This is a genomic window from Lachnoclostridium sp. An131, assembly GCF_002160825.1.
GTDB lineage: Bacteria > Bacillota > Clostridia > Lachnospirales > Lachnospiraceae > Laedolimicola.
On sequence record NZ_NFLI01000014.1, the window covers coordinates 41,057 to 63,461 of the forward strand.

Annotated in this window: 20 protein-coding genes; 1 reads left to right on the top strand and 19 read right to left on the bottom strand. The window is 49.4% G+C overall.

Annotated elements, in window-relative coordinates; genetic code table 11:
- Positions 1-39: 39 nt before the first annotated feature.
- The 4 genes from B5E77_RS12175 to B5E77_RS12190 are packed head-to-tail and all read right to left on the bottom strand — an operon-like array spanning position 40 to position 3,393.
- A complete protein-coding gene (locus B5E77_RS12175) occupies positions 40-1,116 on the bottom strand; it encodes an ABC transporter permease (RefSeq protein ID WP_087165639.1) in 1,077 nt (358 codons plus the stop codon).
- Entirely contained in the window at positions 1,113-1,982 is an 870-nt protein-coding gene (locus tag B5E77_RS12180; protein ID WP_087165640.1) for an ABC transporter ATP-binding protein, read from the bottom strand. Before B5E77_RS12180 ends, B5E77_RS12175 begins: the two co-directional genes overlap by 4 nt.
- Positions 1,967-2,809 (bottom strand): hypothetical protein, encoded by an 843-nt coding sequence (locus B5E77_RS12185; RefSeq protein ID WP_087165641.1) that lies wholly within the window; start codon positions 2,807-2,809, stop codon positions 1,967-1,969. The genes B5E77_RS12180 and B5E77_RS12185 overlap by 16 nt, the downstream gene beginning before the upstream one ends.
- A complete protein-coding gene (locus B5E77_RS12190; protein WP_087165693.1) occupies positions 2,806-3,393 on the bottom strand; it encodes an RNA polymerase sigma factor in 588 nt (195 codons plus the stop codon). Before B5E77_RS12190 ends, B5E77_RS12185 begins: the two co-directional genes overlap by 4 nt.
- A gap of 264 nt (positions 3,394-3,657) precedes the next feature.
- Between B5E77_RS12190 and B5E77_RS12195 the strand changes: the two genes are divergently transcribed.
- A complete protein-coding gene (locus tag B5E77_RS12195) occupies positions 3,658-4,809 on the top strand; it encodes an aldo/keto reductase (protein WP_330394689.1) in 1,152 nt (383 codons plus the stop codon).
- A gap of 156 nt (positions 4,810-4,965) precedes the next feature.
- Here B5E77_RS12195 and B5E77_RS12200 read toward each other — a convergent pair whose 3' ends face one another.
- The 15 genes from B5E77_RS12200 to B5E77_RS12270 all read right to left on the bottom strand — a co-directional run bounded on the left by B5E77_RS12200 (position 4,966) and on the right by B5E77_RS12270 (position 22,305).
- Positions 4,966-5,853, bottom strand: a complete 888-nt coding sequence (locus tag B5E77_RS12200; RefSeq protein WP_087165694.1) for a PfkB family carbohydrate kinase — start codon at positions 5,851-5,853, stop codon at positions 4,966-4,968.
- Between the two features lie 14 nt (positions 5,854-5,867).
- A complete protein-coding gene (locus B5E77_RS12205; RefSeq protein WP_087165643.1) occupies positions 5,868-7,040 on the bottom strand; it encodes an ABC transporter ATP-binding protein in 1,173 nt (390 codons plus the stop codon).
- A gap of 16 nt (positions 7,041-7,056) precedes the next feature.
- Entirely contained in the window at positions 7,057-8,046 is a 990-nt protein-coding gene (locus tag B5E77_RS12210) for a ComEC/Rec2 family competence protein (RefSeq protein WP_087165644.1), read from the bottom strand.
- Positions 8,047-8,940: a carbohydrate ABC transporter permease gene (locus B5E77_RS12215; protein WP_087165645.1), complete on the bottom strand. Its 894-nt coding sequence runs from the start codon at positions 8,938-8,940 to the stop codon at positions 8,047-8,049.
- 16 nt (positions 8,941-8,956) lie between these two features.
- Positions 8,957-10,213 (bottom strand): extracellular solute-binding protein, encoded by a 1,257-nt coding sequence (locus B5E77_RS12220; protein ID WP_087165646.1) that lies wholly within the window; start codon positions 10,211-10,213, stop codon positions 8,957-8,959.
- Between the two features lie 48 nt (positions 10,214-10,261).
- Complete coding sequence (locus B5E77_RS12225) at positions 10,262-11,101, bottom strand: carbohydrate ABC transporter permease (RefSeq protein ID WP_087165647.1); 840 nt, start codon at positions 11,099-11,101, stop codon at positions 10,262-10,264.
- A 169-nt stretch (positions 11,102-11,270) separates the two neighbouring features.
- Entirely contained in the window at positions 11,271-11,957 is a 687-nt protein-coding gene (locus B5E77_RS12230; RefSeq protein ID WP_330394690.1) for a YczE/YyaS/YitT family protein, read from the bottom strand.
- Positions 11,958-12,318: 361 nt separating this feature from the next.
- Entirely contained in the window at positions 12,319-13,170 is an 852-nt protein-coding gene (locus tag B5E77_RS12235) for a bifunctional 5,10-methylenetetrahydrofolate dehydrogenase/5,10-methenyltetrahydrofolate cyclohydrolase (RefSeq protein WP_087165648.1), read from the bottom strand.
- Between the two features lie 111 nt (positions 13,171-13,281).
- Positions 13,282-13,911 carry a cyclodeaminase/cyclohydrolase family protein gene (locus tag B5E77_RS12240; protein ID WP_087165649.1) on the bottom strand — a complete coding sequence of 210 codons (630 nt, stop codon included), beginning with the start codon at positions 13,909-13,911 and terminating at the stop codon, positions 13,282-13,284.
- A gap of 174 nt (positions 13,912-14,085) precedes the next feature.
- The gene (locus tag B5E77_RS12245) at positions 14,086-15,774 is read right to left on the bottom strand and encodes a formate--tetrahydrofolate ligase (protein WP_087165650.1); all 1,689 of its coding nucleotides are present in this window, start codon (positions 15,772-15,774) and stop codon (positions 14,086-14,088) included.
- A gap of 192 nt (positions 15,775-15,966) precedes the next feature.
- Complete coding sequence (locus B5E77_RS12250) at positions 15,967-17,568, bottom strand: DUF4179 domain-containing protein (RefSeq protein WP_087165651.1); 1,602 nt, start codon at positions 17,566-17,568, stop codon at positions 15,967-15,969.
- 47 nt (positions 17,569-17,615) lie between these two features.
- Positions 17,616-18,122 carry a sigma-70 family RNA polymerase sigma factor gene (locus tag B5E77_RS12255; protein WP_087165652.1) on the bottom strand — a complete coding sequence of 169 codons (507 nt, stop codon included), beginning with the start codon at positions 18,120-18,122 and terminating at the stop codon, positions 17,616-17,618.
- Between the two features lie 78 nt (positions 18,123-18,200).
- On the bottom strand, positions 18,201-19,559 hold the full coding sequence (locus tag B5E77_RS12260) for an MATE family efflux transporter (protein WP_087165653.1): 1,359 nt from the start codon (positions 19,557-19,559) through the stop codon (positions 18,201-18,203).
- Positions 19,560-19,774: 215 nt separating this feature from the next.
- A complete protein-coding gene (locus B5E77_RS12265; protein WP_087165654.1) occupies positions 19,775-20,071 on the bottom strand; it encodes a hypothetical protein in 297 nt (98 codons plus the stop codon).
- Between the two features lie 95 nt (positions 20,072-20,166).
- A complete protein-coding gene (locus B5E77_RS12270; RefSeq protein WP_087165655.1) occupies positions 20,167-22,305 on the bottom strand; it encodes an HD domain-containing protein in 2,139 nt (712 codons plus the stop codon).
- Positions 22,306-22,405 lie beyond the last annotated feature (100 nt).

Consider the following 22,405-nt stretch of genomic DNA (forward strand, 5'->3'; position numbering starts at 1 on the left):
TGCCGGCTGAAAGTTTGTCCGGTCCGCGGTTTTTTCGTTCTAGCCCGCCTGATGCCGGGCAAAAATTCTCCTTCCAAAGCACAGAGCCACAGGAATCAGAACCACCGACATCAGGGCCGGAATCCAGCTCCAGGACAGCTGCCCTCCCAGAAACTTCGGAAAAGTCAGCGTCCATTCCGACAGAAAGCACCAGAAGGGCGCCAGAGACAGCAGTTTCCTGGAGATATGCAGGCTGGGTCCCAGCATGGGCAGCAGATACAGGGTAAGCGCCATTAGCAGCGTAAGAAAAGAAGTCCGGCAGAGCGCTGACAGTATCAGAACAAGAGCCGTGAGAATCAGCGCTCCGGCCAGCCAGAGCAAGAGACTGCTTCCCGCGGCTTCCAGGCAGGTCATAAAATAGGGCAGAGCATACAGAAGATCGCGGCTATTCAGCTGTATGCTGCTGTCACCTCCCGTAAGTCCGAAGCCTGTAAGGAACAAAAGGATGGTCACAAGAAGGAAGATTCCTGTAATCAGCAGCGTAAAAAGATAGGCTGCGAAAATCTTTGCCAGACCGCAGCGGGTTTTCCCATAGCGGGAGGTCAGAATCAGCGCGTCCGTTCCTCTGGAATATTCTTCTGAAAATACGGGCGACAGCGCGATAATCAGTACAAAGCCCAGGGTGACCATCAGATACATTCCCATCATGATAAACCCTGTATAGCCATCCGTATAGCCCAGAAGCAGCGGTTCTTCCCCCTGGTAATCCGGAAGCGCTTCCTCTACCGTAAGCCCGTTCCAGCTTCCGTCCAGGTTCCCAAAAAAATGCTGGACTATGTTATAGGTGCTGTTGATCGTCCAGAGTCCTCCGTCCGGCGCCTCCGGCGCATACTGCTCCAGAATGCTCCGCGCTTTCTCCTCTGTCAGAACTCCCTCATACTCCGCCGCCACTTTCTTGTCATAAGCAATGGCCTCCGCGCCGCCGATATAGGTGCCGTCCGGCAGCCTGGATATCACCTCCTGGGGACCGTTTCCCATATAGAGCATGATGCCAAATACCACCAGCATTCCAAGCGCCGCAAAGACAATCCTTCTCTTGAATATCTTGCCAAATTCAAACCCAATCAGCCGAATCATCTTTCTTCCTCCTGAAAATAATACAGATACAGGTCTTCCAGCGTGGGCTGCGCGGGAACTGCTTCTTCCTCAGGCTTTTTATCTCCGATGATACGCAGGATAGTCTTGTCGCCCGCGTTTTTCAGGTTGCCCACGTTATACCGGCTGCAGAGCTCCTCCGCTCTGGCCGAATCCACCTGGCACTCCCAGACCTTTCCTTCTATCTCGCGTGTAATCACATCCGGCGCCCCTCTGTGGATCAACCTGCCCTCCTTCATCACCAGAATCTCCCCGGCAATATATTCCACATCCGACACAATATGGGTGGACAGCAGCACGATCCGGTCTCTGGCGCAGGCGCTGATCAGATTACGGAAGCGCACCCTCTCTTTCGGATCAAGACCGGCTGTAGGCTCATCCAGAATCAGAATCTCCGGATCATTCAAGAGGGCCTGGGCAATCCCCAGTCTCTGCTTCATTCCGCCGGAAAAGGTCCGAATCTTATGCTTCCGCTCCTCCGCCAGGCCCACCAGATCCAGAAGCTCCAGCATCTTCTGACCGGCCTGAATCTTTCCCAGTCCTTTCAGCGCCGCAAGATAGAGCAGGAATTTCTCCGCCGTAAATTCCGGGTAATAACCGAAATTCTGGGGCAGATACCCAAGACAGCTCCGGTAATCCTCTCCCAGGGCGCCGATCTCCCGTCCATTGTAACGGATCTCCCCGGATGTGGGCGTCAGAATATCACAGAGCATCCGCATCAGTGTCGTCTTCCCCGCTCCGTTGGCTCCGAGCAGCCCATACACACCCTGGTGAAGCTCCAGATCGACCCGATCCACCGCCAGCTTATGTCCGTACTGCTTTGTCAGCCGGTCTATGCACAGTTCCATAATCCCTGTTCCTCCTTATCTGTCTCATTTAAAAAGCGCGCACAGGCAAATGCCAGCAGACACACGCTTCCTGCCAGCAGCGCCGTCAGCGTCCCAGGAGCCGTATACTCCTCCAGGGTCCCCGGAACATCCTGAAGCCATGAGGCCTGATACATCCAGAAAATCCCCATTCCCAGACCGCCCAGCACAGGCACCAGCCCTCTCGCTCCCTTACGGAAGGCTTTTGCCAGCAGAAGAAAGACACTGTCCGAAACCAGAAGGGGAAACAGGAAAAACAGCAGCAGCAGCTCCGCCGCGTACCCCTCCAGAAAACCCATGACAAACACGGCGGCCACCCCGATGCTGTCCGCGATTCCGAAAACCAGCAGCCGCATACCCTGAATCTGTCTCAAATGATAGCGGCAGGCTTCCTCCAGTTCCCACATGCCGCTCTGCCAGCTGCGGAGAAGCTCCACCAGTCCAATGACTCCCGGCAGAGGCGTACAGGCTGTCACAAGCAGCAGGGTGTCTCTCCGGTTCCAGCCTGTATTTCCAAGCAGAAGGAAGAAAAATACGAGTACCGCCAGCTGTCCGATCCAGGCCCCCGGCGACATCCAAGACGCCTGAGCCAGAAGCCGCTCCGCGAAGCTTTTCCGGGGACGGAATCTCAGCTTTCTCCTCTCCGTCCGCAGAAACGCCAGCGTCTCCTGCTTTCTCTTTTCCTCGGGATGAAGCCATCCTTGCTCTCCCTCAGAAGCACCTGTGGTTCCTGCGGCTCCTTTCAGAAAGTCCCGGATCTCTTTTTCCATTTCTTTGGGGTTTACCCGCCCCTGTTTCATTCTCTTCATCCGTTCTGCTCCTCCTTTCCCGCCGTTTCATTGTTCAGATTTTCTTTTTCCATATAGACCTTCAGCTTCTCCATTCCCTGTCGGAATCTGGATTTCACGGTAGACATTTTTGTATCCGTGATTTCCGCAATCTCCCGCAGCTTAAACCCGTCAAAGAAATAGAGCAGGATGGTTTCCCTCTGCACTTCCGAAAGACAGGCCAGCGCGTGCCGGACCAGCTCTCTCTGCTCAATCTGCTCAAACCGCCTGTCCTCCTCCTGGAGAAGCTCCAGGACTTCCTCCCCGGCAGTTTCCCGGGCAGCTTTCCGGAAATAATCAGTACATACGTTGGAAGCGATCCGGTAAAGCCAGGCTTTGAATTTTTTCTGTTCCGTATAAGCTTCCAGATAACGGAGCAGATGAAGGAAGGTTTCCTGGGTGCAGTCATAGGCCGCTTCCCTGCTTCCCGTCTTACAGCAGCAGAAGCGGAAAATTCCGTCATAATACCGTTCTATCAGCACATCCAGCCACTCTGTCTCTCCTCTCCGGACCCGGGCCGTAAGTTCACTGTCCTTTAATTGTGATCTCGAGCTTGTATCCTTCATTTCCCGTTTCCTCATCATTCCCGGAATACAGAAAGCGCATAAGCCTCCTGCCAGCCGGGGCAGTTTCCTTACATATACTATAACGCCAGTCCCCGAAAAAAGGATTTAAAATATTTTAAAATTCTTTCATTCTTTCCCGCTTCTTGTCTTGCCCCCGTATTCCTATTATAATCATATTGTCACTATCTTCTGCCGGCCCGGAAAACGGCAGAGCGCAGGCTGAATTTCCGGAAAAACTACATTTCAAACGAAAAGGAGAAGAATATGATGCAATACCGTGAGCTTGGCAATACCGGCCTGCTGGTCAGTGAAATCGGCATGGGCTGCGAAGGTTTCTCAGAGGACGAATGCAGAAATACCCGGCGTCTTTTTGACGCGGCGGAAGAACTGGGAATCAATTATTTTGATCTCTACACCTCGGACCCGAAAGTACGAGCCAATGTGGGTGAAGCCCTGAAAGGCCGCCGGGAAAAATTTTACATCCAATCTCATCTGTGCTCCGTCTGGAAGAACGGCCAGTATAAGCGCACCCGCAAGATTGCGGAAGTGAAGGCCGGCATGGAAGAAATGCTGTCCCTGCTGCAGACCGATTACATCGATGTGGGCATGATCCATTACTGCGATTCTCTGCAGGACTGGAAGACCATAGAAGAAGGGCCTGTACTCCAGTATGCCAGAGAACTTAAGGCTGCCGGAGTCATCCGTCACATCGGCTTAAGCAGTCACAACCCGGAAGCCGCCCTGGCCGCCGTAAGAAGCAGAGCCATCGAGGTCCTGATGTTCAGCGTGAATCCCTGCTACGACCTGCAGCCCGCGGGCGAGGACGTGGAAGAGCTCTGGAATGAGAAAAATTACGAGGCTCATCTTGTCAACATGGACCCGGAACGCCAGGAGCTCTACGAGGTCTGTCAGAGAATGGGCGTGGGTGTCACCGTCATGAAGGCCTTCGGCGGCGGCGATCTCCTGGACGCTTCCCTGTCCCCTGCCGGAAAAGCGCTCACCGCCTGTCAGTGTCTCCATTACGCCCTGACACGTCCTGGTGTGGCCTGCGTCCTGGCCGGAGCCCATTCTGTGGAACAGCTCCGGGAAAGCGCCGCCTATGAGGAGGCCTCCGACGAAGAAAAGGATTACGCGGCAGCCTTTGCCGCCTTCCCGAATATCAGCTGGGAAGGGCACTGCATGTACTGCAGCCACTGCGCGCCCTGCCCCAAACAGATCGACGTGGCTTCTGTCACCAAGTTTCTGAACCTGGCAAAGGCCCAGGGAACGATCCCGGAGACCGTGCGGGAACACTATGAGCTGCTGCCCCATCATGCGGGAGAATGTATCGAATGCGGCGCCTGCGAGACACGCTGTCCCTTCCAGGTGCCGATCATAGAAAATATGAAGAAGGCAAAAGAAGTGTTTGGAAAATAATATATGATACTGATATAAGGCAGGATAGAAAATCTGAGCTGTTTTCTTTCCTGCCTTCTTCGTAAAACACTGTCAAACTATTTTATTGGATTCCCTTTTCCTGTACCCTGAGTTGATAAAAGCGTAAACGCCTTATCGACTCAGGGCATTTCTGCATCAAAGATAAAATTCTTTTATATAATCCAGCACATCCTGCCGGGTACCCCGGTATGGACCGGGCGTTTCCATTTTTAAAGACACGAGTGCCGTACAATAAAGGAGCGCTTCCTGTACGCTCTTTCCTTCCTGTCTTGCGGCGATATACCCGGCAAAGACAGTATCTCCCCGTCCGGTCCGTCCGGACAGATTTCTTGCTTTGATTGGACAGGTCAAAATTTCTTTTCCATCATAAACAAGCACTTCCGTATTGTGCGTAATTACAATTTCTTTAGCGCCCCAGGCATACAGCTGTCTTGCCGCTTCTGCGCGGTCAGACAGTCCGGTGATAATCTCAGCCTCCGCGGCATCGGTCTTGAAATAATCCATCAGCGGAAGATATTTTTCCTTATCTTCCCAGTCATGAAATTTCATGGAGCTATCCGCTTCCACATGACGAAGCATACACTGCACATCCAAAGCTACTTTTCCATGCCGCGCGGCTTCTTCAAATAAGGGGCCGTCAAAATCCCCATATACCAGGCCCGCAAAGTGATATACCTTTGTATCTGCCTGAGGAATTTCTTCGAACCGAAACGGATCACAGACGCCCAGAGAAGTACACTGACGCTTTTCTTTATCCGCGGTAAAATACTGATTGCGGATAGAACATGTGGAGGAAGAAGATTTCCAATACAGATCTGCCTGAATTCCTTCAAACCTCTCTTTTATATCCGCATCCTTTTCATTTGATTTGCAGAAAACCGCCGTGCGGACTCCGCTACCGGCAGCGGCAAATCCGGAGGCAACTACCGCTCCTCCGATCTCCCTGCGCTCATTTCCCTGATAATCAATATTGTAATCAATGGACACCGGCCCAATGACCATTACATCATATGTTTTCTCCATGGATACGCCTCCGGTCATGCCTGTACCCTTTCCAGGTTTTCTCCGGTTTCCCGGCTGAACACATGAGCAGTCTTTCCGTTAAATGAAAATCCGACTTTGCTGCCGAGCGAAAACGCCGCAGTCTCATCCAGATCTGTTATTGGTACAATCATAATGGTATCGGTGCCGCATGCTTTCAAATGCAGATGAACCGCGCTTCCCATCATCTCGCTCACTTCCACCATACCGTCAATCTTTGCCTCTGTGCCGTCTGCCAGATGCAGATGTTCCGGTCTGACGCCCAGCGTAACCGGCCCTGCCTCTGCCTGATTTCTGGTCAGATTTTCCTGTTTCTCATCTGAAAGCGTTACACGGACATTTTCCAGTTCCACCGCATATTTTCCATTATTGTCTTTTACCAGTTCCGCGTCGTAGAAGTTCATCTGAGGCACTCCTATAAAGCCTGCCACAAATATATTTGCAGGATGGTTAAAGACTTCCTGAGGTGTGCCGATCTGCTGGATCTCCCCGTCTTTCATGATAACAATGCGGTCTCCCAGAGTCATAGCCTCCGTCTGGTCATGTGTCACATAAATAAATGTAGTATTGATTTTCTGACGAAGCTTAATAATTTCTGCGCGCATCTGGTTGCGCAGCTTCGCATCCAGGTTTGACAGCGGCTCATCCATCAGAAGTACTTTCGGTTCACGCACAATAGCACGCCCGATTGCCACTCTCTGTCTCTGTCCGCCGGACAGCTGTTTCGGCTTCCGTCCCAGATACTGAGTAATCCCCAGAATCTCTGCCGCCTCACGGACACGCTTATCAATCTCGTCTTTGGGAGTTTTTCTCAGTTTCAAAGGGAATGCCATGTTATCATAAATTGTCATGTGGGGATACAGCGCATAACTCTGGAACACCATGGCTATGTCACGATCCTTGGCCGGAACATCATTCACCTGCTCACCGCCGATGTACAAATCGCCTCCGCTGATTTCCTCCAGTCCGGCAACCATTCGAAGCGTCGTCGATTTTCCGCATCCGGAAGGCCCGACCAAAACGATGAATTCTTTATCCTTAATATCAAGAGTAAAGTCCTGAACTGCCAGCACGCCTTCATCTGTCACTTTCAGATTTGTATTTTTCCCCTTTTTCTGATCCAGGTCGGGGTAAACCTTCTTTATATGTTTCAGAATCACTTCTGCCATAGTGATTTTCCTCCTCTTACGATATATATTCTCCGGCCATGGGCTGCTCTCTGGCTACAATAAATCTCAGCGCCCGGTGCGGCGGCACTGTCTCTTTCGCTGTCGGAGGACAGTCTGAAAAATATTGTCTGATCCCTGCCTCTTCCAGCATATGCACCACATCCGGGTGAGCGCTCTCATATCTCCGATCGCTGGATGCGCAGCATACTACTGCCTCCGGAGAAATCATTTCCAGAAGTTTTCTGCTGATACCGTCTTTTTGTCCATGGTGACCGATTTTAAACAAATGTGACTGCAGCTTATTCCGGGGTATGCCCCTATAACCATTGCAGTCCGTATCCCCCGGCAGCAAAACGCAGCGGTCCTGATACACAATCCGAAGAATCATACTGTAATTATTCATACGGCTGTCCAGTCCGGAAAGCTTCTGAAGAAACTTCTTCGAATCCGGTTCCGCATACAGCTCCACCAAAGCTTCTTCCAGTTCTTCCTGTTCTCTTCCGGACGGCGCCAGTATCTCCAGATATCCGTCTTCACCTACAAACATGCTCTGTCCACCCAGTACTTCGCGGATGGTTCCTCCTTGTTTCACAGTCTGAATGCATAATTCTTTATAATCATTCAGCGCATGCAGGAACTTATCCTGAGACAGGTTCTGCGCCGTGGAAGTATCCAGAATTCTCATGTTTTCATAGAAAGAGACAGGAAGGGTCTGCCAGAACTCTCCGGGCGGCAGCAGCTGCGCCGCTTTCCGCATCCCACTGATATGATCCTCGTGAATATGCGTACATATCATCAAATCCAGATGCCCGATATTTTCTTTCCGCAGATATTCCCACACGGGAACACGTCCAGAAGAACGGTCTTCATATTCCTGCATTTCCGCGCTTCCGCCGTCAATCAGCGCCCGGAACATGCCCTCCTGGCGGGAAGCGTCCGGCATTTCCAGCAGAATCGCTTCCCCATAACCTACATTTAAAAACGTCAGTTTAATTTGTTCCATCATCTATTTAATTGCCCGTTTTATATAAAGACTGGACAAGAGCAGCACGATTACCGTCATAACAATGGCTCCGGCGCTTCCAAGGCCAAAATCAAATGTCTTGATTCCATAGTTATACAGATACTGTGTGATGGTAGCTGTACTATTGGCAGGGCCGCCCCCGGTCAGCAGATTCACTTTATCAAAGAGCCGGAAACTGTCAATCGTTCTCAGCAGCGCGCAGAGTGCCAGACTGCTTTTAATATTCGGGATTGTTACATAAAACAGTATTTTCAGTGACCCAGCTCCATCCATGCGGGCAGCTTCGTACTGATCCTGAGGTACCGACTGAAGCGCGGCATATAAGAGCAGAAAAACAAACGGCGCACACTGCCATACGTCAATAAGAACCAGCATGCCAAATGCCGTATGTATATCGGAAAACCAGTTATAAACCGGAAGATGCCATGCTTCCAGTACCTGATTGACAATTCCGTAGTTTGGCGAAAGCATCATTCTCCAGATCAGGGCTACGGTAACTGTCGGAAGCAGATACGGGAGCAGAAGCAGTGTTCTCATGATCTTCTGTCCTTTACGCAGGCTGTTGACAAACAGCGCCAGCGCAAAACCTATCACCATCTCCAGAATCACTGTCAGCAGCGTAAACTTTACCGTATTCCAGACCGACTGCTGAAAATAAGAATCTGTCAGAAGATCCAGATAATTCTTGACCCCTACTACTTCCGGGGCACTGTTCAACGCCCCCAGAAGATTGTAATCCGTGAAACTGTAAACCAGCGTAAAGATCAGCGGATAAGCCGTCATAACTGCCAGTATAATAACTGTAGGCGTGATCATGGCCGCGCTGAAGCGCTTTGTCTGCAGCTCAGCTCCTTTGGCTTTTTTTCTTCCCATCATAATCGCCACCCTGTCATTACTCTGCCATCAGTTCTTCCAATGCCGCCTGCGCATCGTTCAATCCTTCTTCTACAGTCTTGGCGCCATTGATAATGTTGTCCATCTCAGAGCCCAGAGTTGTGTAGAATTCTGTCCACTGGGAAATTACCGGACGATATACACCACTTTCCAGTGCCTGGCAGACTACTTCATACTGAGGATATTCTGCAAGAACTTCTTCATCCTGAAGGCTGGAATAACGGCAGGGAACTCCGCCGGATGCCACTGTGCCATACTGCACTTCCGGATCCATCAGATAAGTAAGCAGCTCTGCCGCAAGCTCTTTGTTCTGACTGTTAGACGGAATCCCCAGGCACCAGATTCCATATACGTTTGCATTATATGCCTGCGCGTCATCCGTTGCTTTTCCGCTGAGCGCGATATAATCTGCCGCAGAATCTGCCGTAGGAGTATACCAGCCCGGCCATGCAATACCCATTGTCGCCGCTCCGGAATCTACAGATGCTACCAGGTCATCCTTCACCTGTGCCTCGCCGGTAGCAATCAGTTCCATATAATAATTCATCGCATTCACAAACGCTTCGCTGTTTACTGTCGGCTGATTATTCTCATCTACCACCCATCCGCCATAGGAAAGAAGAATCGGAAGGAAATCTACCACCAGGTTATTCTGACTGTCTCCGCGGTAGATAAAGCCTTTCTTGCCGCTGGCCTGCGCCTTCTGGCAGATATCCAGAATATCAGCCAAAGAATCCACTGTATCCACAGTATATCCAGCTTCTTCCACATTTGCTTTATTCATCATCAATACCGTTACATTTCCATAGTATGGAGCCAGATATGCATTGTCATCCACGTAGCAAATTGAAGTCGTAGCCTCAATAATATCATCATCCAGTTCATATCCAAGCTCAGACAGATTGGCTAAAACACCGGCGTTTGTAAATTCCGCCATCCAGGAGCCGTCTACCATGCAGAGATCATATGCTCCCTGCGCGCTTGTAGCATTCAACGCTACGGAAGTATGCAGATCTTCCTCCGAAAGTTCCTGAACATCGATTGTTACATTATGCTCTTCTTCGAATGCCGGCAGACACTCTTTAATCACGTCTGCATATACGCCGCCGCGCAGCGCGATGGACATCTGAGTCGTCCCGTCCTCTGCGGATGCATCTGCGCTTTCATTGTTGTTCCCGGAAGTGCTCCCGCCGCATGCTGTCAGAGAACACACAGTTACTCCAGCCAGAAGCAGCGCCAATAATCTTCTTTTCATTATCATTTTCCTCCTAAATATCCAAAATATCTTTTCTGTCACAGCCCATCAGCCCTTAACTGCTCCGCTGGAAAGTCCTGAAATCAAATAATTCTGAGCAAAAATTACAAACAGCGTAATCGGAATTACAGATATGACTCCGCCTGCCGCTACCAGTCCGAAGTTCGTCAGGCTGTCCTCTGTATTCAGCAGCGCCAGCGCCAGCGGCACCGTATTGTTCATGGAACTGCGGGTAAAAATAACAGTGTAAGTATACTCATTCCATGCGTACATAAAAGAGAGCATCGCAACCGCCGCAATACCCGGCGCGACCAGAGGAAGCACGATTTTATAAAACAGCTGCCATTCTGTCGCTCCATCCACCTTTGCGCTCTCTTCCACTTCATCCGGAAGTTCCTGGAAAAAGCTGAGCAGGAACCAGATAATAAGCGGTACGTTGATCAGGACACAGGCCAATAGTACCGGTATTTTCGTGTTTATCAATCCAATCTGGTTAAACATAATGTATAACGGGATGACGAATGCCACCGGAGGCAATACACGTATCAGTAAGACCCAGTAAGTCATTGGCTGTTTCAGTCCAAACTTAAAACGTCTTCGGGCGATTACATATGCCGCACAGATCCCTGCCAGCAGGGAAATAATCAATGAGCCAAAAGTCGTCTGAACACTGTTGAGAATCGCCTGACCAAATCCTTCATTTTGGAACAGGTCAGTAAAATATTCAAAGGTCAGCGACTGAGGAAGCAGAGAAACACTGCCTTCCATCTCGCTCGTCGGACGGATCGCCATAGCGATTAACCAGTAAATCGGAAAAAGAGCCAGGAACAGAAGCACCGCGCATCCAATTCCTTTTCCAATGGTACTGGCTTTCACACCCTTTTTCATTCTTCACAACTCCTCCTTTCAATAGTATGTGCTCACCGCATTCTAATTTAGCACATCGAAAATTAATTTCTCTATCGTACTTCCGTAAACTCTTGTTAAATGGAAGGTAAAATCTGTATCATAATAACGTTTTATGTTAAAATTTTGTAAAAGAAAGAAACAGCTGTTCTTACTTTCTGTCAACAAAACCGGTTGTCTTTTTCGGGTATTTCAACAACGGTTCGCTGACATGTGTCCGGAAAAATTGAATCACCGGTCCATTAAAACAGGCATTGCAGATTGTTCCAAGTCCGATAATTGTCCACAGAGAATTTCCGGCCGCCAAGCAAAAAATAATTCCCACGATTACCACGGTAATATCACTGCAGACTCTGGCGTACTGAAACGGAATCTTTCCATGCGTCAGTTTTTCCAGTAAAACCGCCACACTGTCATACGGAGACATCCCCATTTCAGCGACCATATAAAAGGCCACACCCAGACTAGCAAACAGGCACCCCAGAACCAGCGCTCCGATTCTAAGCGAAAAAGACATTTCCATGTGTGCAAGATCCTGTACCATCCAGCAGAAAAAATCTGCTCCATAACCCACAAATACCATGTTTACGATTGTGCCGGCTCCGATATATTCCCTGCCCTGAAAAAAAAGAATTACCAGAATAACCGCATTCATAATTAACTGCCAGGTTCCAAACTGCATATTCAGATATCCGCTGATCCCCAGATTCATGCAGGTAAAGGCATCTACGCCAAATCCGCTCAATCTGTAAAGCCCTACACTTAGACTGATAAACAAAATCCCAGCCAGCATCATAATGATTCGTCTGACAAACATTTCATCTGATTTTTTCATCATAAACCTCCCCGTTTATCTACAGACCATTGTTAAACGACATCTATACATTTCAACAGCACCGTGCCGCCGCGTTTCAATTTACCATATCTGAAATCCGTTTCTCTATCATGCACCTGTAAATTTTTTGTTAAATTGTTCCAACAATAATTACCGTCAATTTCCGGAACATCTTGAACACGTCTCCTTCCCGCTGTCCATCTGTCGCGTTTACTGCGCATGATTCCGTGTCGCACCCTTGAGAAATGTGCGCTGCCAGACGCACCAACACAAAAAGCGTATCACCATCAATCTCTGATAGCGATACGCTTTCTTTTTTCATCCGTTTACGGCCAGATACGCCGTCCGCAAATACGATTTTTTTTTACGCAAACTTTCTCTTGGCAGCCTCTACCACATGGCCTACCAGAACGGAAGTGGTTACGCTTCCCACGCCGCCCGGCACCGGAGTGATGGCCTCTACAATCGGCTCTACCTCGTCGTAAGCCACATCGCCGCAGAGCTTGCCTTCCTCGTTTACATTGATTCCCACATCGATGACAATCTGTCCCGGAGATACATAATCTTTTCCTACGACTCCTGCCCGGCCCGCAGCTACGATCAGAATCTCAGCCTCACGGGTTACGCTGGGCATGTCCTTCGTTCTCGTATGACACACGGTCACAGTAGCATTCTTCTTAATCAGCATCATGGCAGCCGGCTTTCCAACTACCAGGCTTCTGCCGATGACAACCGCTTTCTTGCCTGTGCAGTCGATTCCGTAATGATCCAGAATCTCCATGCAGGCCTGAGGCGTACAGGGCGGGAAGCCTACCTGCTTTCCGGTAAATACGCCGCCGAGGGACGCGTCGGTCTGGCAGTCTACGTCCTTCTCAGCAGCCAGAGCGTTCTCAACCACATTCTGGTCGATATGCTTCGGCAGCGGACGGAACATCAGAACGCCGTGAATGTTGTCGTCCTTGTTTACCTCGTCGATGACCTTCAGAAGCTCTTCCTGGCTTACATCCTCCGGCAGAAGATATTTCTTGTACTCTACGCCCAGAGTCTCGCAGCGCTTTGTGGCGCCTCTCTCATAAGACAGGTCGTCCGGTCTCTCACCTACGCGGATGATTCCCAGAGTCGGGGTTACGCCTTTTTCCTTCAGAGCAGCCACATCGGCCTTGATGCGCTCGTTCAGAGCAGCTGTTACTTCTTTTCCTAATAACTGTTTTGCCATGGTTTTACGGTTCCTTTCACGATTTACGTTTTTCGCGGCAGCAGAAAGCCTGAGCCTTAGACTGTCACGTTTTGTTTTATTCTATCAGAATTTTTCTTTTCACGCAATCTTCTAACGCAGTCTTGCTTCCACACTTTCAAAAATTTCGTCTGCAATCTTTGTGTATTTCTCAAGCATCGCGTCCGCCTTTGCATTGAGCTCGGCAGCGTACTCCTTGTCTGCCATGGACTTGGTGTTGATAAATACGTTTAAAGACGCTCCCTGAAGAGCTGCCTTGCAGAATACTGCGCCTACGCCGGCGTCGCTGATCGCCAGAGCGGAACCCTTTGCAGCAAACTCCACAATTAAGTCCAGAGCTTCGCAGCATTTCTCCATAATCTCCATCGGAACGGAGCAGGCATCCTTCAGAACAATCGCCATCACACGTGCCTTCTCAGCCTTCTCCTCCTCCGTCTCTCTGGGCATTCCGTAAGCCTTGGACAGGGGCTCAAAAACTTCCGCGTCGCGCTCTACCAGATGCAGAAATTCCTTCTGAAGAGCCGTCGCCTTTTCCTTGAGCTGATACATCTCCTCTTCCACATCTGCATATTTCTTCTTGCCTACAGTCAGGCTGCCTACCATATTTCCAAGAGCCGTACCTACAGCCGCTACCAGAGCGGAAGCTCCGCCGCCTCCGGGAACCGGAGCCTTGGAAGCCAGTACCTCTACAAATTCATCACATCTGCTGGTTGAAAATCCCATTGTTCTATTCCCCTCTCTTTTATTTTTCTTAAGCCAGCTGCCAGCCTTTCCACCCGAATCCGAGAGCCGGGACGGCAGCTGAAATGTTTTGCTTACATGCAGGCAGGAAGGGCCGTCCGGTCCTTCCCGTCTGTGGTGTTATGAAAGTTTATAATGGATAACCTTTTTAATGGCTTAGAACAGTCCGCTGATCTTTCCAGTCTCGTCTACGTCGATTCTCTCTGCAGCCGGTACCTTCGGCAGACCAGGCATGGTCATGATCTCGCCGGTCAGAGCTACGATGAAGCCTGCGCCTGCGGAAATCTTCAGGTTGCGTACGGTTACCTCGAAGTCTGTGGGAGCGCCCAGCTTTGTCTGGTCGTCTGTCAGGCTGTACTGAGTCTTAGCTACGCAGATCGGGCAGTTGCCGAATCCGAGAGCCTCAAGCTCTTTCGCCTGCTTCTGAGCGTTCGCTGTCAGAACAACTCTCTTGCCGCCGTAGATCTTCTGTACGATCTGATTCAGCTTATCCTCGATGCTTCCTTCCAGCTCATAGGAGTATGTGAAGCTGTCATTCGGCTGCTCGCAAAGACGAACTACTTCCTCAGCCAGCTTCACGCCGCCTTCGCCGCCTTTTGCCCATACCTGGGACAGAACTACGTTTACGCCGAGCTCCTTGCACTTCTTCTCTACCAGGTCGATCTCAGCCTGTGTATCGGTCGGGAACTCATTGATAGCTACTACGCAGGGCAGCTTGTATACGTTGGTAATGTTGCTTACATGCTTCAGCAGGTTCGGAAGTCCCTTCTCCAGAGCCTCCAGGTTCTCATTGTTCAGGTCAGCCTTCGGAACTCCGCCATTGTACTTCAGAGCACGAACGGTCGCTACGATAACGACTGCGTTCGGCTTCAGGCCTGCCATACGGCACTTGATATCCAGGAACTTCTCAGCACCCAGGTCTGCGCCGAAGCCTGCCTCGGTAACGGTGTAGTCAGCCAGCTTCAGAGCCATCTTTGTAGCCGTTACGGAGTTACATCCATGAGCAATGTTCGCGAAAGGTCCGCCGTGAACGATAGCCGGTGTATGCTCCAGAGTCTGTACCAGGTTCGGCTTCAGAGCGTCCTTCAGAAGAGCCGCCATAGCGCCCTGTGCGTTCAGATCGCCGGCTGTTACGGGCTTCTGCTCGGAAGCTTTTCCGTATGTATAGCCGATGATGATTCTCGCCAGTCTCTCCTTCAGGTCTGTGATATCGCTTGCCAGACACAGAACCGCCATAATCTCGGAAGCTACGGTGATATCATAGCCGTCCTCTCTGGGCATTCCGTTGGTCTTTCCGCCAAGGCCATCCACGATGTTACGAAGCTGACGGTCATTCATGTCCACACATCTTCTCCAGGTAATCTTTCTCGGGTCGATGTTCAGAGCGTTGCCCTGGAAAATATGGTTGTCAATCATGGCTGCCAGCAGGTTGTTGGCTGCTCCAATTGCATGGAAGTCGCCGGTGAAGTGAAGATTGATGTCCTCCATGGGCACTACCTGTGCGTATCCGCCGCCGGCAGCTCCTCCCTTTACACCGAATACAGGTCCCAGAGACGGCTCACGAAGCGCTACCATAACCTTCTTGCCGATCTTCTGAAGTCCATCTGCCAGTCCTACAGATGTGGTGGTCTTTCCTTCTCCTGCGGGGGTCGGGTTGATCGCCGTTACCAGAATCAGCTTGCCGTCCTCAGCGTTCGTCTCCTTTAACAGATTGTAGTCGATTTTCGCTTTGTACTTTCCGTACTGCTCCAGATACTTGTCATCAATTCCCGCCTTCTCCGCAATCTGCGTAATCGGCAGCATCTCTGTCTCCTGTGCAATTTCAATGTCAGATTTGAATCCCATTTTGAAACTTCTCCTTTCATTGTGCGCGTCCGTGCTTCTCGGACAGCCATCTTTTCTGTAGATAATTTAACAATCCCCTGTGGACTTGTCTCATCTACTATGTGTTCATTATATTGCACAGCCAAACATCCGACAATCATACAAACTGTCGGATGTTTGATATTCTTTTCACAATCTAATTTTACCTTCCTTTTACAGGAAAATAACGGAACCGTTCAGGGAAATGCTTTGGATTTCATCCACATTTATAACGCTTTCCCAGAGAATCCGGCATTTTCCGGACTTTCCATCCCCCATTTCTTCTGTAATTGCCTGTGCTTCTACCTGGCTTCCATTTTCCAGATTCAGAACCGCACTCTCCGGAACCGGGTTTTCATCCGACAAAGTGTCAAATTCGACCATTGCAGACACCGGAGAAATTCCGATTTTTTTCACATGCAGTCCGCCTGCCTGAATTGTCTCATCAAAGGCCCATATTTTCATGGTTTCCTCGTAATTTACCGTGAAATCCAGCTCCCAGATCCCGGAAACGAGCTCCTCCTGCGAACCGGCTCCTCCAAGTGCCAGGACGGCGTTTTTCAGCTGATTTTCGCCGATATTGTTAAAACAGTAACGGCGGGCGGTAACTGTCTCCTGCCCGGGGGCTCCCGAGAGGTCGCTCTGGCCGTCAAGCTCCGGAAACAGATACTGCGCATAATCCTCTCCAATGGATGTTGACTCAGAAGAACCGGAAAGTTCCTGCCCCGTCCGGGCATCCACCAGCATCAGCGGCTTCTGATCCAGCAGGCTGTCTGTCAGCTCCCCGCCGAGTTCCAGATTCAGAAGGAGACTGCCCGTTCCGGAAGCATCCGTCCAAATTCCCAGATTCGAAAGAGCCGCTTCCGGAAACGTATCGGAAAAACGGATCCTTTTGTCTGTCCGGGCTGCGATAAAGCTTTGATGAGAAACCTCATTTCCGTCCTCGTCCGCCTCGACGCTGCTCCCTGTCTCTGCTATGCCGCCCTCCTCCAGCGGTTCAAATTCTGTCATCAGCTCTCCAAGCGTCCTGTCCATGCCCAGATCGACCGCTTCATTCGTTCCCATCAGGAGATTGGAAAGAGAGAGGGATACCTGCTTTCCATTCAAATCTGTGTCACAGGTTTCCGCCAGAAGAAAGACTGCTTTCCCCTGAACGCTTCCGTCATCGATACGCGTAAGCGCGCAGCGCTGCCTCTCCCCTCCTTCCACCTGAAGCCACACCTCTTCAAATGTATAGGATTTAAGGACCCCCTCCTGCTCTTTGCTGAAGGCCGCGCCATCCTCTGTCTCCACATCAACCGCGGCATAGAGAGCGTTTCCATCGCTGACCGTTCCACGTACGGTCAGCTTCAGCCCATTCCCCGAGGTTTCCTCATAAATTGCATTTCCCGCGCTGGCAAGAAACGCGTCGTCTGAGGAAAGGGGGACGGTTTCCTGAGCCTTCCCAGCTTCTGCGGCTTCCCCTTCGCCGGAAACCGCCTGGCGCCGGAAAAATCCCTGAAAGATATCGTTGAGATCAAAATCAGCCGCGGCCGTCACAGAAAGACAGAGTACCATAGCGGCTATGCAGGCTGCCAGAATCCCCGGACGCAGGTTTTTTTTCCCCGGCATCCCCTTCACTGCCGCCCTTTTCATCCACGTTCCCTGCGACGGCGCTCTTTCTCCCGTTCCGCTCCTGTACCCTTCCTCTTTCAAAATCTGTGCAATCAGCGTGTCACGCGTCCTCTGGTCCGGCTCGATTCCTGAAAATGCTTTCTTATATTCTTTTATACTCATGTATGCTCCTCCTGTTTCCTACAGCTTTTGCTGCCATCCGCCGTTTCCTACAGCTTGGCGCAGACCGTCTCCATCCCAGTCAGCGCGTCCCTCAGCTTCGCCCGCGCCCGGTTCAGCCGGGTCGTGACTGTCGTCGCCTTCTCTCCTGTCAGCTCAGCGATTTCCCGGACCGAATAGCCCTCGTAATAGAACAGATGAACCACAGTCCGGTACTTGGTCGGGAGAGCCATGACTGCCGTGAACAGCTCGCTCTGCTCCTGAGGCACATAGACGGCCTCATCTCCCAGCGCATTTTCCTCCAGGGGAGCCGTCCTCCGGAACCAGGAAGAGGTGCAGAGGTTCTTGCAGCAGTTGACGGTTGTCCGGATAAACCAGGCTTTTTCGTGCTCTTCGCCTGCAAACTCCGGCTTATTCCGAAAATAGCGCAGGAAAACCTCCTGGTAGATATCATCGGCGTCCTGCTTATTGCGCAGATAGGAATAAGCCAGCTTGTACACGGTTTTCTCATATTTTTCTATCAGGGCTTCTATCTGCCGCTGTCTTTCATTTGGCATGAATCGTTCCTCCTTACAGGCCTGTACCTATAATACCGGCGAACAGGGAGAAATGTCACAGAAAAATGCAGATTTTTCTCAGAGCCCTTCCGTCCTCCTCATTCTCCGGTAAAAGCCGCCTGCCGCGGCCAGCGACACCGCGTCCACGACCGGCTGCACCCACATGCAGCCATAGAGGCCGAACAGGCCGTTCATCAGAAAGAGAAGGGGGATATCCAGCACGCCCTTTCTGAGCACGGAGCAGATCATGGATTCCCGGAACTTTCCCATAGCCTGGAACTGGATAATCATAGGATAACACACGGACATCATGGGCATGGCTGTCACCATACACCGTAAAAACCCGGCGCCGTACCGGATCGTCAGCGGATCGCTGATGAACAGGGAAGCAAGCTGCGGCGCAAAAAGCTCGTAGGCCGCCAGGCAGAGCAGGGAAAAAGCGAAGGAAACCGTGCACCCCAGCCGGAAGACGGCCCTTCTCCTCTCCTGATTGCCGGAAGAATAATTGTAGGCCAAAAGCGGCAGCAGACCGTTCGACACGCCGATGGAAAAATAGAGAGGGAGCTGGTCGAGCTTTTTCACAATCCCCAGCCCTGCCACCGCTTCTGTCGCGTACCCGGAGACAAATTTAGACTGGGCCGCGATCGCCACCACAGTCAGCGCATACTGCACAGCTGAAGGAAAGCCGCTGACAAGAATGGCTCTGAGATACCGGCCCGCGTACCGCAGCCTGACAGGGTTTACAGTGACTACTGTGTTTTTCCGTTTCCAGGCGATATAAATCAGAAAATACAGCGCCGCTGCCAGATTGGACAGAGCTGTTGCGATTCCTGCTCCGGCTGCCCCCAGCCCCAGGAACTGCGGCAGCACGAAAAACGGATCCAGGACAATATTCAAAAGTCCGCCCATCGACACGCCGGCAGCCGCCGCTGCCGCTTTTCCTTCCGCCCGCACCAGATTGGACAGAAGCGTATTCAGAATGGTTCCCGGGCCTCCTATCACCACGACCCATAAGGCATACCGGCGGGCAGTCTCAAACACATCCGGCGTAGCACCGCAGAGAACCAGTATCGGGCGTGAAAACGCCAGGAACAGAAGAGAAAACAGAACCGCACAGCCAAGACCTCCCCAGAAGGAAAGGGCAGCGATTCCCTTTGCGTCTTCTGTATTTTTCTTTCCGAGCGCCCTGGACAAAGCGCTTGCCCCTCCCACCCCAAACAAATTGGAAATGGCCGTAAGCATCACAAATGAAGAATACGTCACTGTGATCGCTGCTGTCTGGCACGGATCATTGAGCATGCCTACAAAATAAGTATCTGCCAGGTTATAAATCAGGGCTATCATCTGGCTTGCAACCGCAGGGATGATCTGCCGGCTCACTGCCTGTGGAATCGGCATGGTTTCAAATACTGCTGTCCTGTCTGCTGTCTGTCTCAACTTCGGCACTCCTTTTCGCGTCGATGCAGCAGGGAACGATACGATACCTGCACGCCGGCGCCATCGCATTCATTTATAATTAGTTTGCTCTCAGCCGGCAAAAGCTTATACATGTCCGGCATGCCAAACTTCCATATATCCTCCAAAAGAAAACGCTCCGAAAGACAGCACAATATTTCGTCTTTCGAAGCGCTCTTCTCTATTTTATCCTGTTTTTATGCAAATGCAGCTCTTACTCTTTTTACGGGAGATCTACGGGGAATATACACGTTATTAAAATAACTGATGTTCCCCTTCTCCAGCATCTGTTCCAGGGTCTCACTAATCATATTGTCTATCCTATAGCTGTCTGCAATGCTTTCAGGCAGACCCAAATCTTCCAGCTCATCCTTTATCTTTTTGAAAATAAACTGATAAGTAAAATTTTCTTTCTGGCTGACTACTGCCTTGACTATTATCCTCTGTATTTCATTCATGCTTCCCGCTCTGTTTATTTCCTTTAAATAGCACATAGGCACTCTCCTTTATAATATATGCCTTACGACAACTCTTTTATTCTATCATTATTCAGCTTTCATGTCAATCGCCACCGCTTACTGTTTCGTCCTTATTTATCTATTTTTTTACTGTTTTCTCTGGTTGCAGCAAAATCTATCCAACTATCCACACTTTTGCATATTTCATTTCCAATCTCAATTCCTATTTCCTTTCGGAGCTGCGACCTGAACCTTCCATCTAGTTCCCATGCATTTCTGCCCTTCAAATAAATATAAAAAAATGGGAACCCCAGCCTGGCTTCAGATAAAACATCTTTTATATTGGAATATTTGTAATAATCCTCTACTTTTCCATCATAATCACAGACATATGCATTTCCTGTTCCCAGAGAAAATTTAACTTTCTCAATAATATAGGATTCGACAGTTTCTTTATGGCTTTCCATCACCTTTTTTACAGCGTCAGTTACTATCGTTTTTCCTAAAACGGTTTCTATCTCAGGCCAGTCAAACTCATTTAAGGCAGCGTATGCGTCAGCCAGCACACTAAATGCATCTTGCTTTGCTTCCAATTTGCTTTTAGTAGATGCATATATCTTTTTCCCGTTTTTGTCATTCTCCTCAATCCGCTCTTCCATATCACAGATTTGTTTTTGAACAGCTATCAATTCCTTTTCTATCTTTTCAAGGAGATTTGATATATTTTCCATAACCGCTTCGTTTATTTCCATCATTTCTGTCTGTCTTTTAATAAGCGAAACATGATAATGCTCGCCCAAAAACACTTCTCTCAAATACATACAGCAATGCTGAAGCCTCTCATTTCCAGATTCCAGAACGCTCTCTTTTACCATATGGCGATATAAAAGGCCATTCAGCCAGCTGTCATTCCATTGTATCAGATTCAAAACAGAAGCTTCTCTTGAGTAAACATTTTCTATTGCTCTCCATAACCCGCTGATGTCAGAAAAGTATGTCATTTCCTCCGTATCAGGCTCTGGAGACTCCAGATATTCTTCTGCCAGCATTTTTACTGCCCTCTGATACAAGGCTGCAATCTTAGTGCTGCGATGATGATAATTAATCATGGAAAAAATTTTATACCGGCTATTCAGCAATTCGTCCATTTGTTGAATATTCTTGTCCGAAAAGCACACATATATTCCGGGCTCAAGTCCATCCTTCGAAACGATTCCAAATCTAACTGTATTGATCAGCCGTTTATAAGGAACTTCGCCCCATGTCATGCCTGAATTTCTGGAATCGCGCGGAACAAAATCAAGCCGGTCCGTATCTATCGTTCCGTCTATAATATTGTGAAGCCCTATCCAAAATGCATTTTTATTTCTCACAACAGCAAAAACAAATTCAATAATCGTAAAATAATAAAGCACCTGAACGGCAGCCTCTGCACTTCTCGGGCTATTTACTGCGTCTTCCATCACCTCAGGAAACACATAATCGATAATTCTTTTAATTATTTGAAGCCCTATCATTTCATGAAGATGTTCTTTTTCCGCAGTCTTCGTCCTAATTGCCATCTTCTCATCAATCCTCACGATGCTCTCATCATTCACATCCTTATATGAGGATAAAATATTTAAAAATCTTTTTTGCCTTTCATTAAGCTCCTTTTCTGGGCGTTCGCGTAATTCAAAGTCAATTTCACCTAAAATCTTTTCTATCACATGGCTTTGAGGAGGATGACCAATATCATGCAGCAATCCGACAATGCGGAGCGACTGCAGCAAACATAAAAAAAGGAATCTGTTAAACCCTGTATTTAGATCATACGGGGCATAATTTAACAGGCAATTACCACGAAATAGTGTCAAAAACTGCTTGTCTATAACCTCAACGAAATACTCCTGACTTTTACTTTTCAAAAAATCCATTGTCTTTAAGGTTTTCTGATGGAAATCGAACAATCCCTTCCCTTTTCCAGCTTTTATATAAGCAATCACCTCTCCAAAAGCTTCTTTTGCTTTTTTCATCAACAATTCCTTCGCTGACATCCCTGAGGAGTTCATTGCAGCATTATAAAAAATATCTGATGTCAGCTGCATTGTCCCCATTGAGTGTTCAAATCTTTTCGTTCTGTTCGGCGGAAAAGTCAGATATACGGTAGAGCTCTGATTCACATCATGCAGGCGGTTAAAAAATGGGGTATTTATAATCTGCTGCTCCAATTTCGTATAATAAATCGTTCCATGTATTGTATCTACGGTCTGATAAAACTTGATATTCACTTGAGAGCCCCCCTTATCGTTTATTTCCATTATATTACATTATTTTAAATTATTCAACATCTATATACAAAAAATGAGAAGAGCAATTCCTATGAATCAC

What these genes read in the sequence shown, in the direction of transcription:
- B5E77_RS12245 (WP_087165650.1), bottom strand. Translation starts at nt 15,774, where the DNA reads ATGGGATTCAAATCTGACATTGAAATTGCACAGGAGACAGAGATGCTG.
- B5E77_RS12215 (WP_087165645.1), bottom strand. Translation starts at nt 8,940, where the DNA reads ATGATGGGAAGAAAAAAAGCCAAAGGAGCTGAGCTGCAGACAAAGCGC.
- B5E77_RS12175 (WP_087165639.1), bottom strand. Translation starts at nt 1,116, where the DNA reads ATGATTCGGCTGATTGGGTTTGAATTTGGCAAGATATTCAAGAGAAGG.
- B5E77_RS12210 (WP_087165644.1), bottom strand. Translation starts at nt 8,046, where the DNA reads ATGATGGAACAAATTAAACTGACGTTTTTAAATGTAGGTTATGGGGAA.
- B5E77_RS12255 (WP_087165652.1), bottom strand. Translation starts at nt 18,122, where the DNA reads ATGCCAAATGAAAGACAGCGGCAGATAGAAGCCCTGATAGAAAAATAT.
- B5E77_RS12220 (WP_087165646.1), bottom strand. Translation starts at nt 10,213, where the DNA reads ATGAAAAGAAGATTATTGGCGCTGCTTCTGGCTGGAGTAACTGTGTGT.
- B5E77_RS12265 (WP_087165654.1), bottom strand. Translation starts at nt 20,071, where the DNA reads ATGTGCTATTTAAAGGAAATAAACAGAGCGGGAAGCATGAATGAAATA.
- B5E77_RS12250 (WP_087165651.1), bottom strand. Translation starts at nt 17,568, where the DNA reads ATGAGTATAAAAGAATATAAGAAAGCATTTTCAGGAATCGAGCCGGAC.
- B5E77_RS12240 (WP_087165649.1), bottom strand. Translation starts at nt 13,911, where the DNA reads ATGGGATTTTCAACCAGCAGATGTGATGAATTTGTAGAGGTACTGGCT.
- B5E77_RS12205 (WP_087165643.1), bottom strand. Translation starts at nt 7,040, where the DNA reads ATGGCAGAAGTGATTCTGAAACATATAAAGAAGGTTTACCCCGACCTG.
- B5E77_RS12195 (WP_330394689.1), top strand. Translation starts at nt 3,658, where the DNA reads ATGATGCAATACCGTGAGCTTGGCAATACCGGCCTGCTGGTCAGTGAA.
- B5E77_RS12190 (WP_087165693.1), bottom strand. Translation starts at nt 3,393, where the DNA reads ATGAAGGATACAAGCTCGAGATCACAATTAAAGGACAGTGAACTTACG.
- B5E77_RS12185 (WP_087165641.1), bottom strand. Translation starts at nt 2,809, where the DNA reads ATGAAGAGAATGAAACAGGGGCGGGTAAACCCCAAAGAAATGGAAAAA.
- B5E77_RS12235 (WP_087165648.1), bottom strand. Translation starts at nt 13,170, where the DNA reads ATGGCAAAACAGTTATTAGGAAAAGAAGTAACAGCTGCTCTGAACGAG.
- B5E77_RS12180 (WP_087165640.1), bottom strand. Translation starts at nt 1,982, where the DNA reads ATGGAACTGTGCATAGACCGGCTGACAAAGCAGTACGGACATAAGCTG.
- B5E77_RS12200 (WP_087165694.1), bottom strand. Translation starts at nt 5,853, where the DNA reads ATGGAGAAAACATATGATGTAATGGTCATTGGGCCGGTGTCCATTGAT.
- B5E77_RS12225 (WP_087165647.1), bottom strand. Translation starts at nt 11,101, where the DNA reads ATGAAAAAGGGTGTGAAAGCCAGTACCATTGGAAAAGGAATTGGATGC.
- B5E77_RS12230 (WP_330394690.1), bottom strand. Translation starts at nt 11,957, where the DNA reads ATGATGAAAAAATCAGATGAAATGTTTGTCAGACGAATCATTATGATG.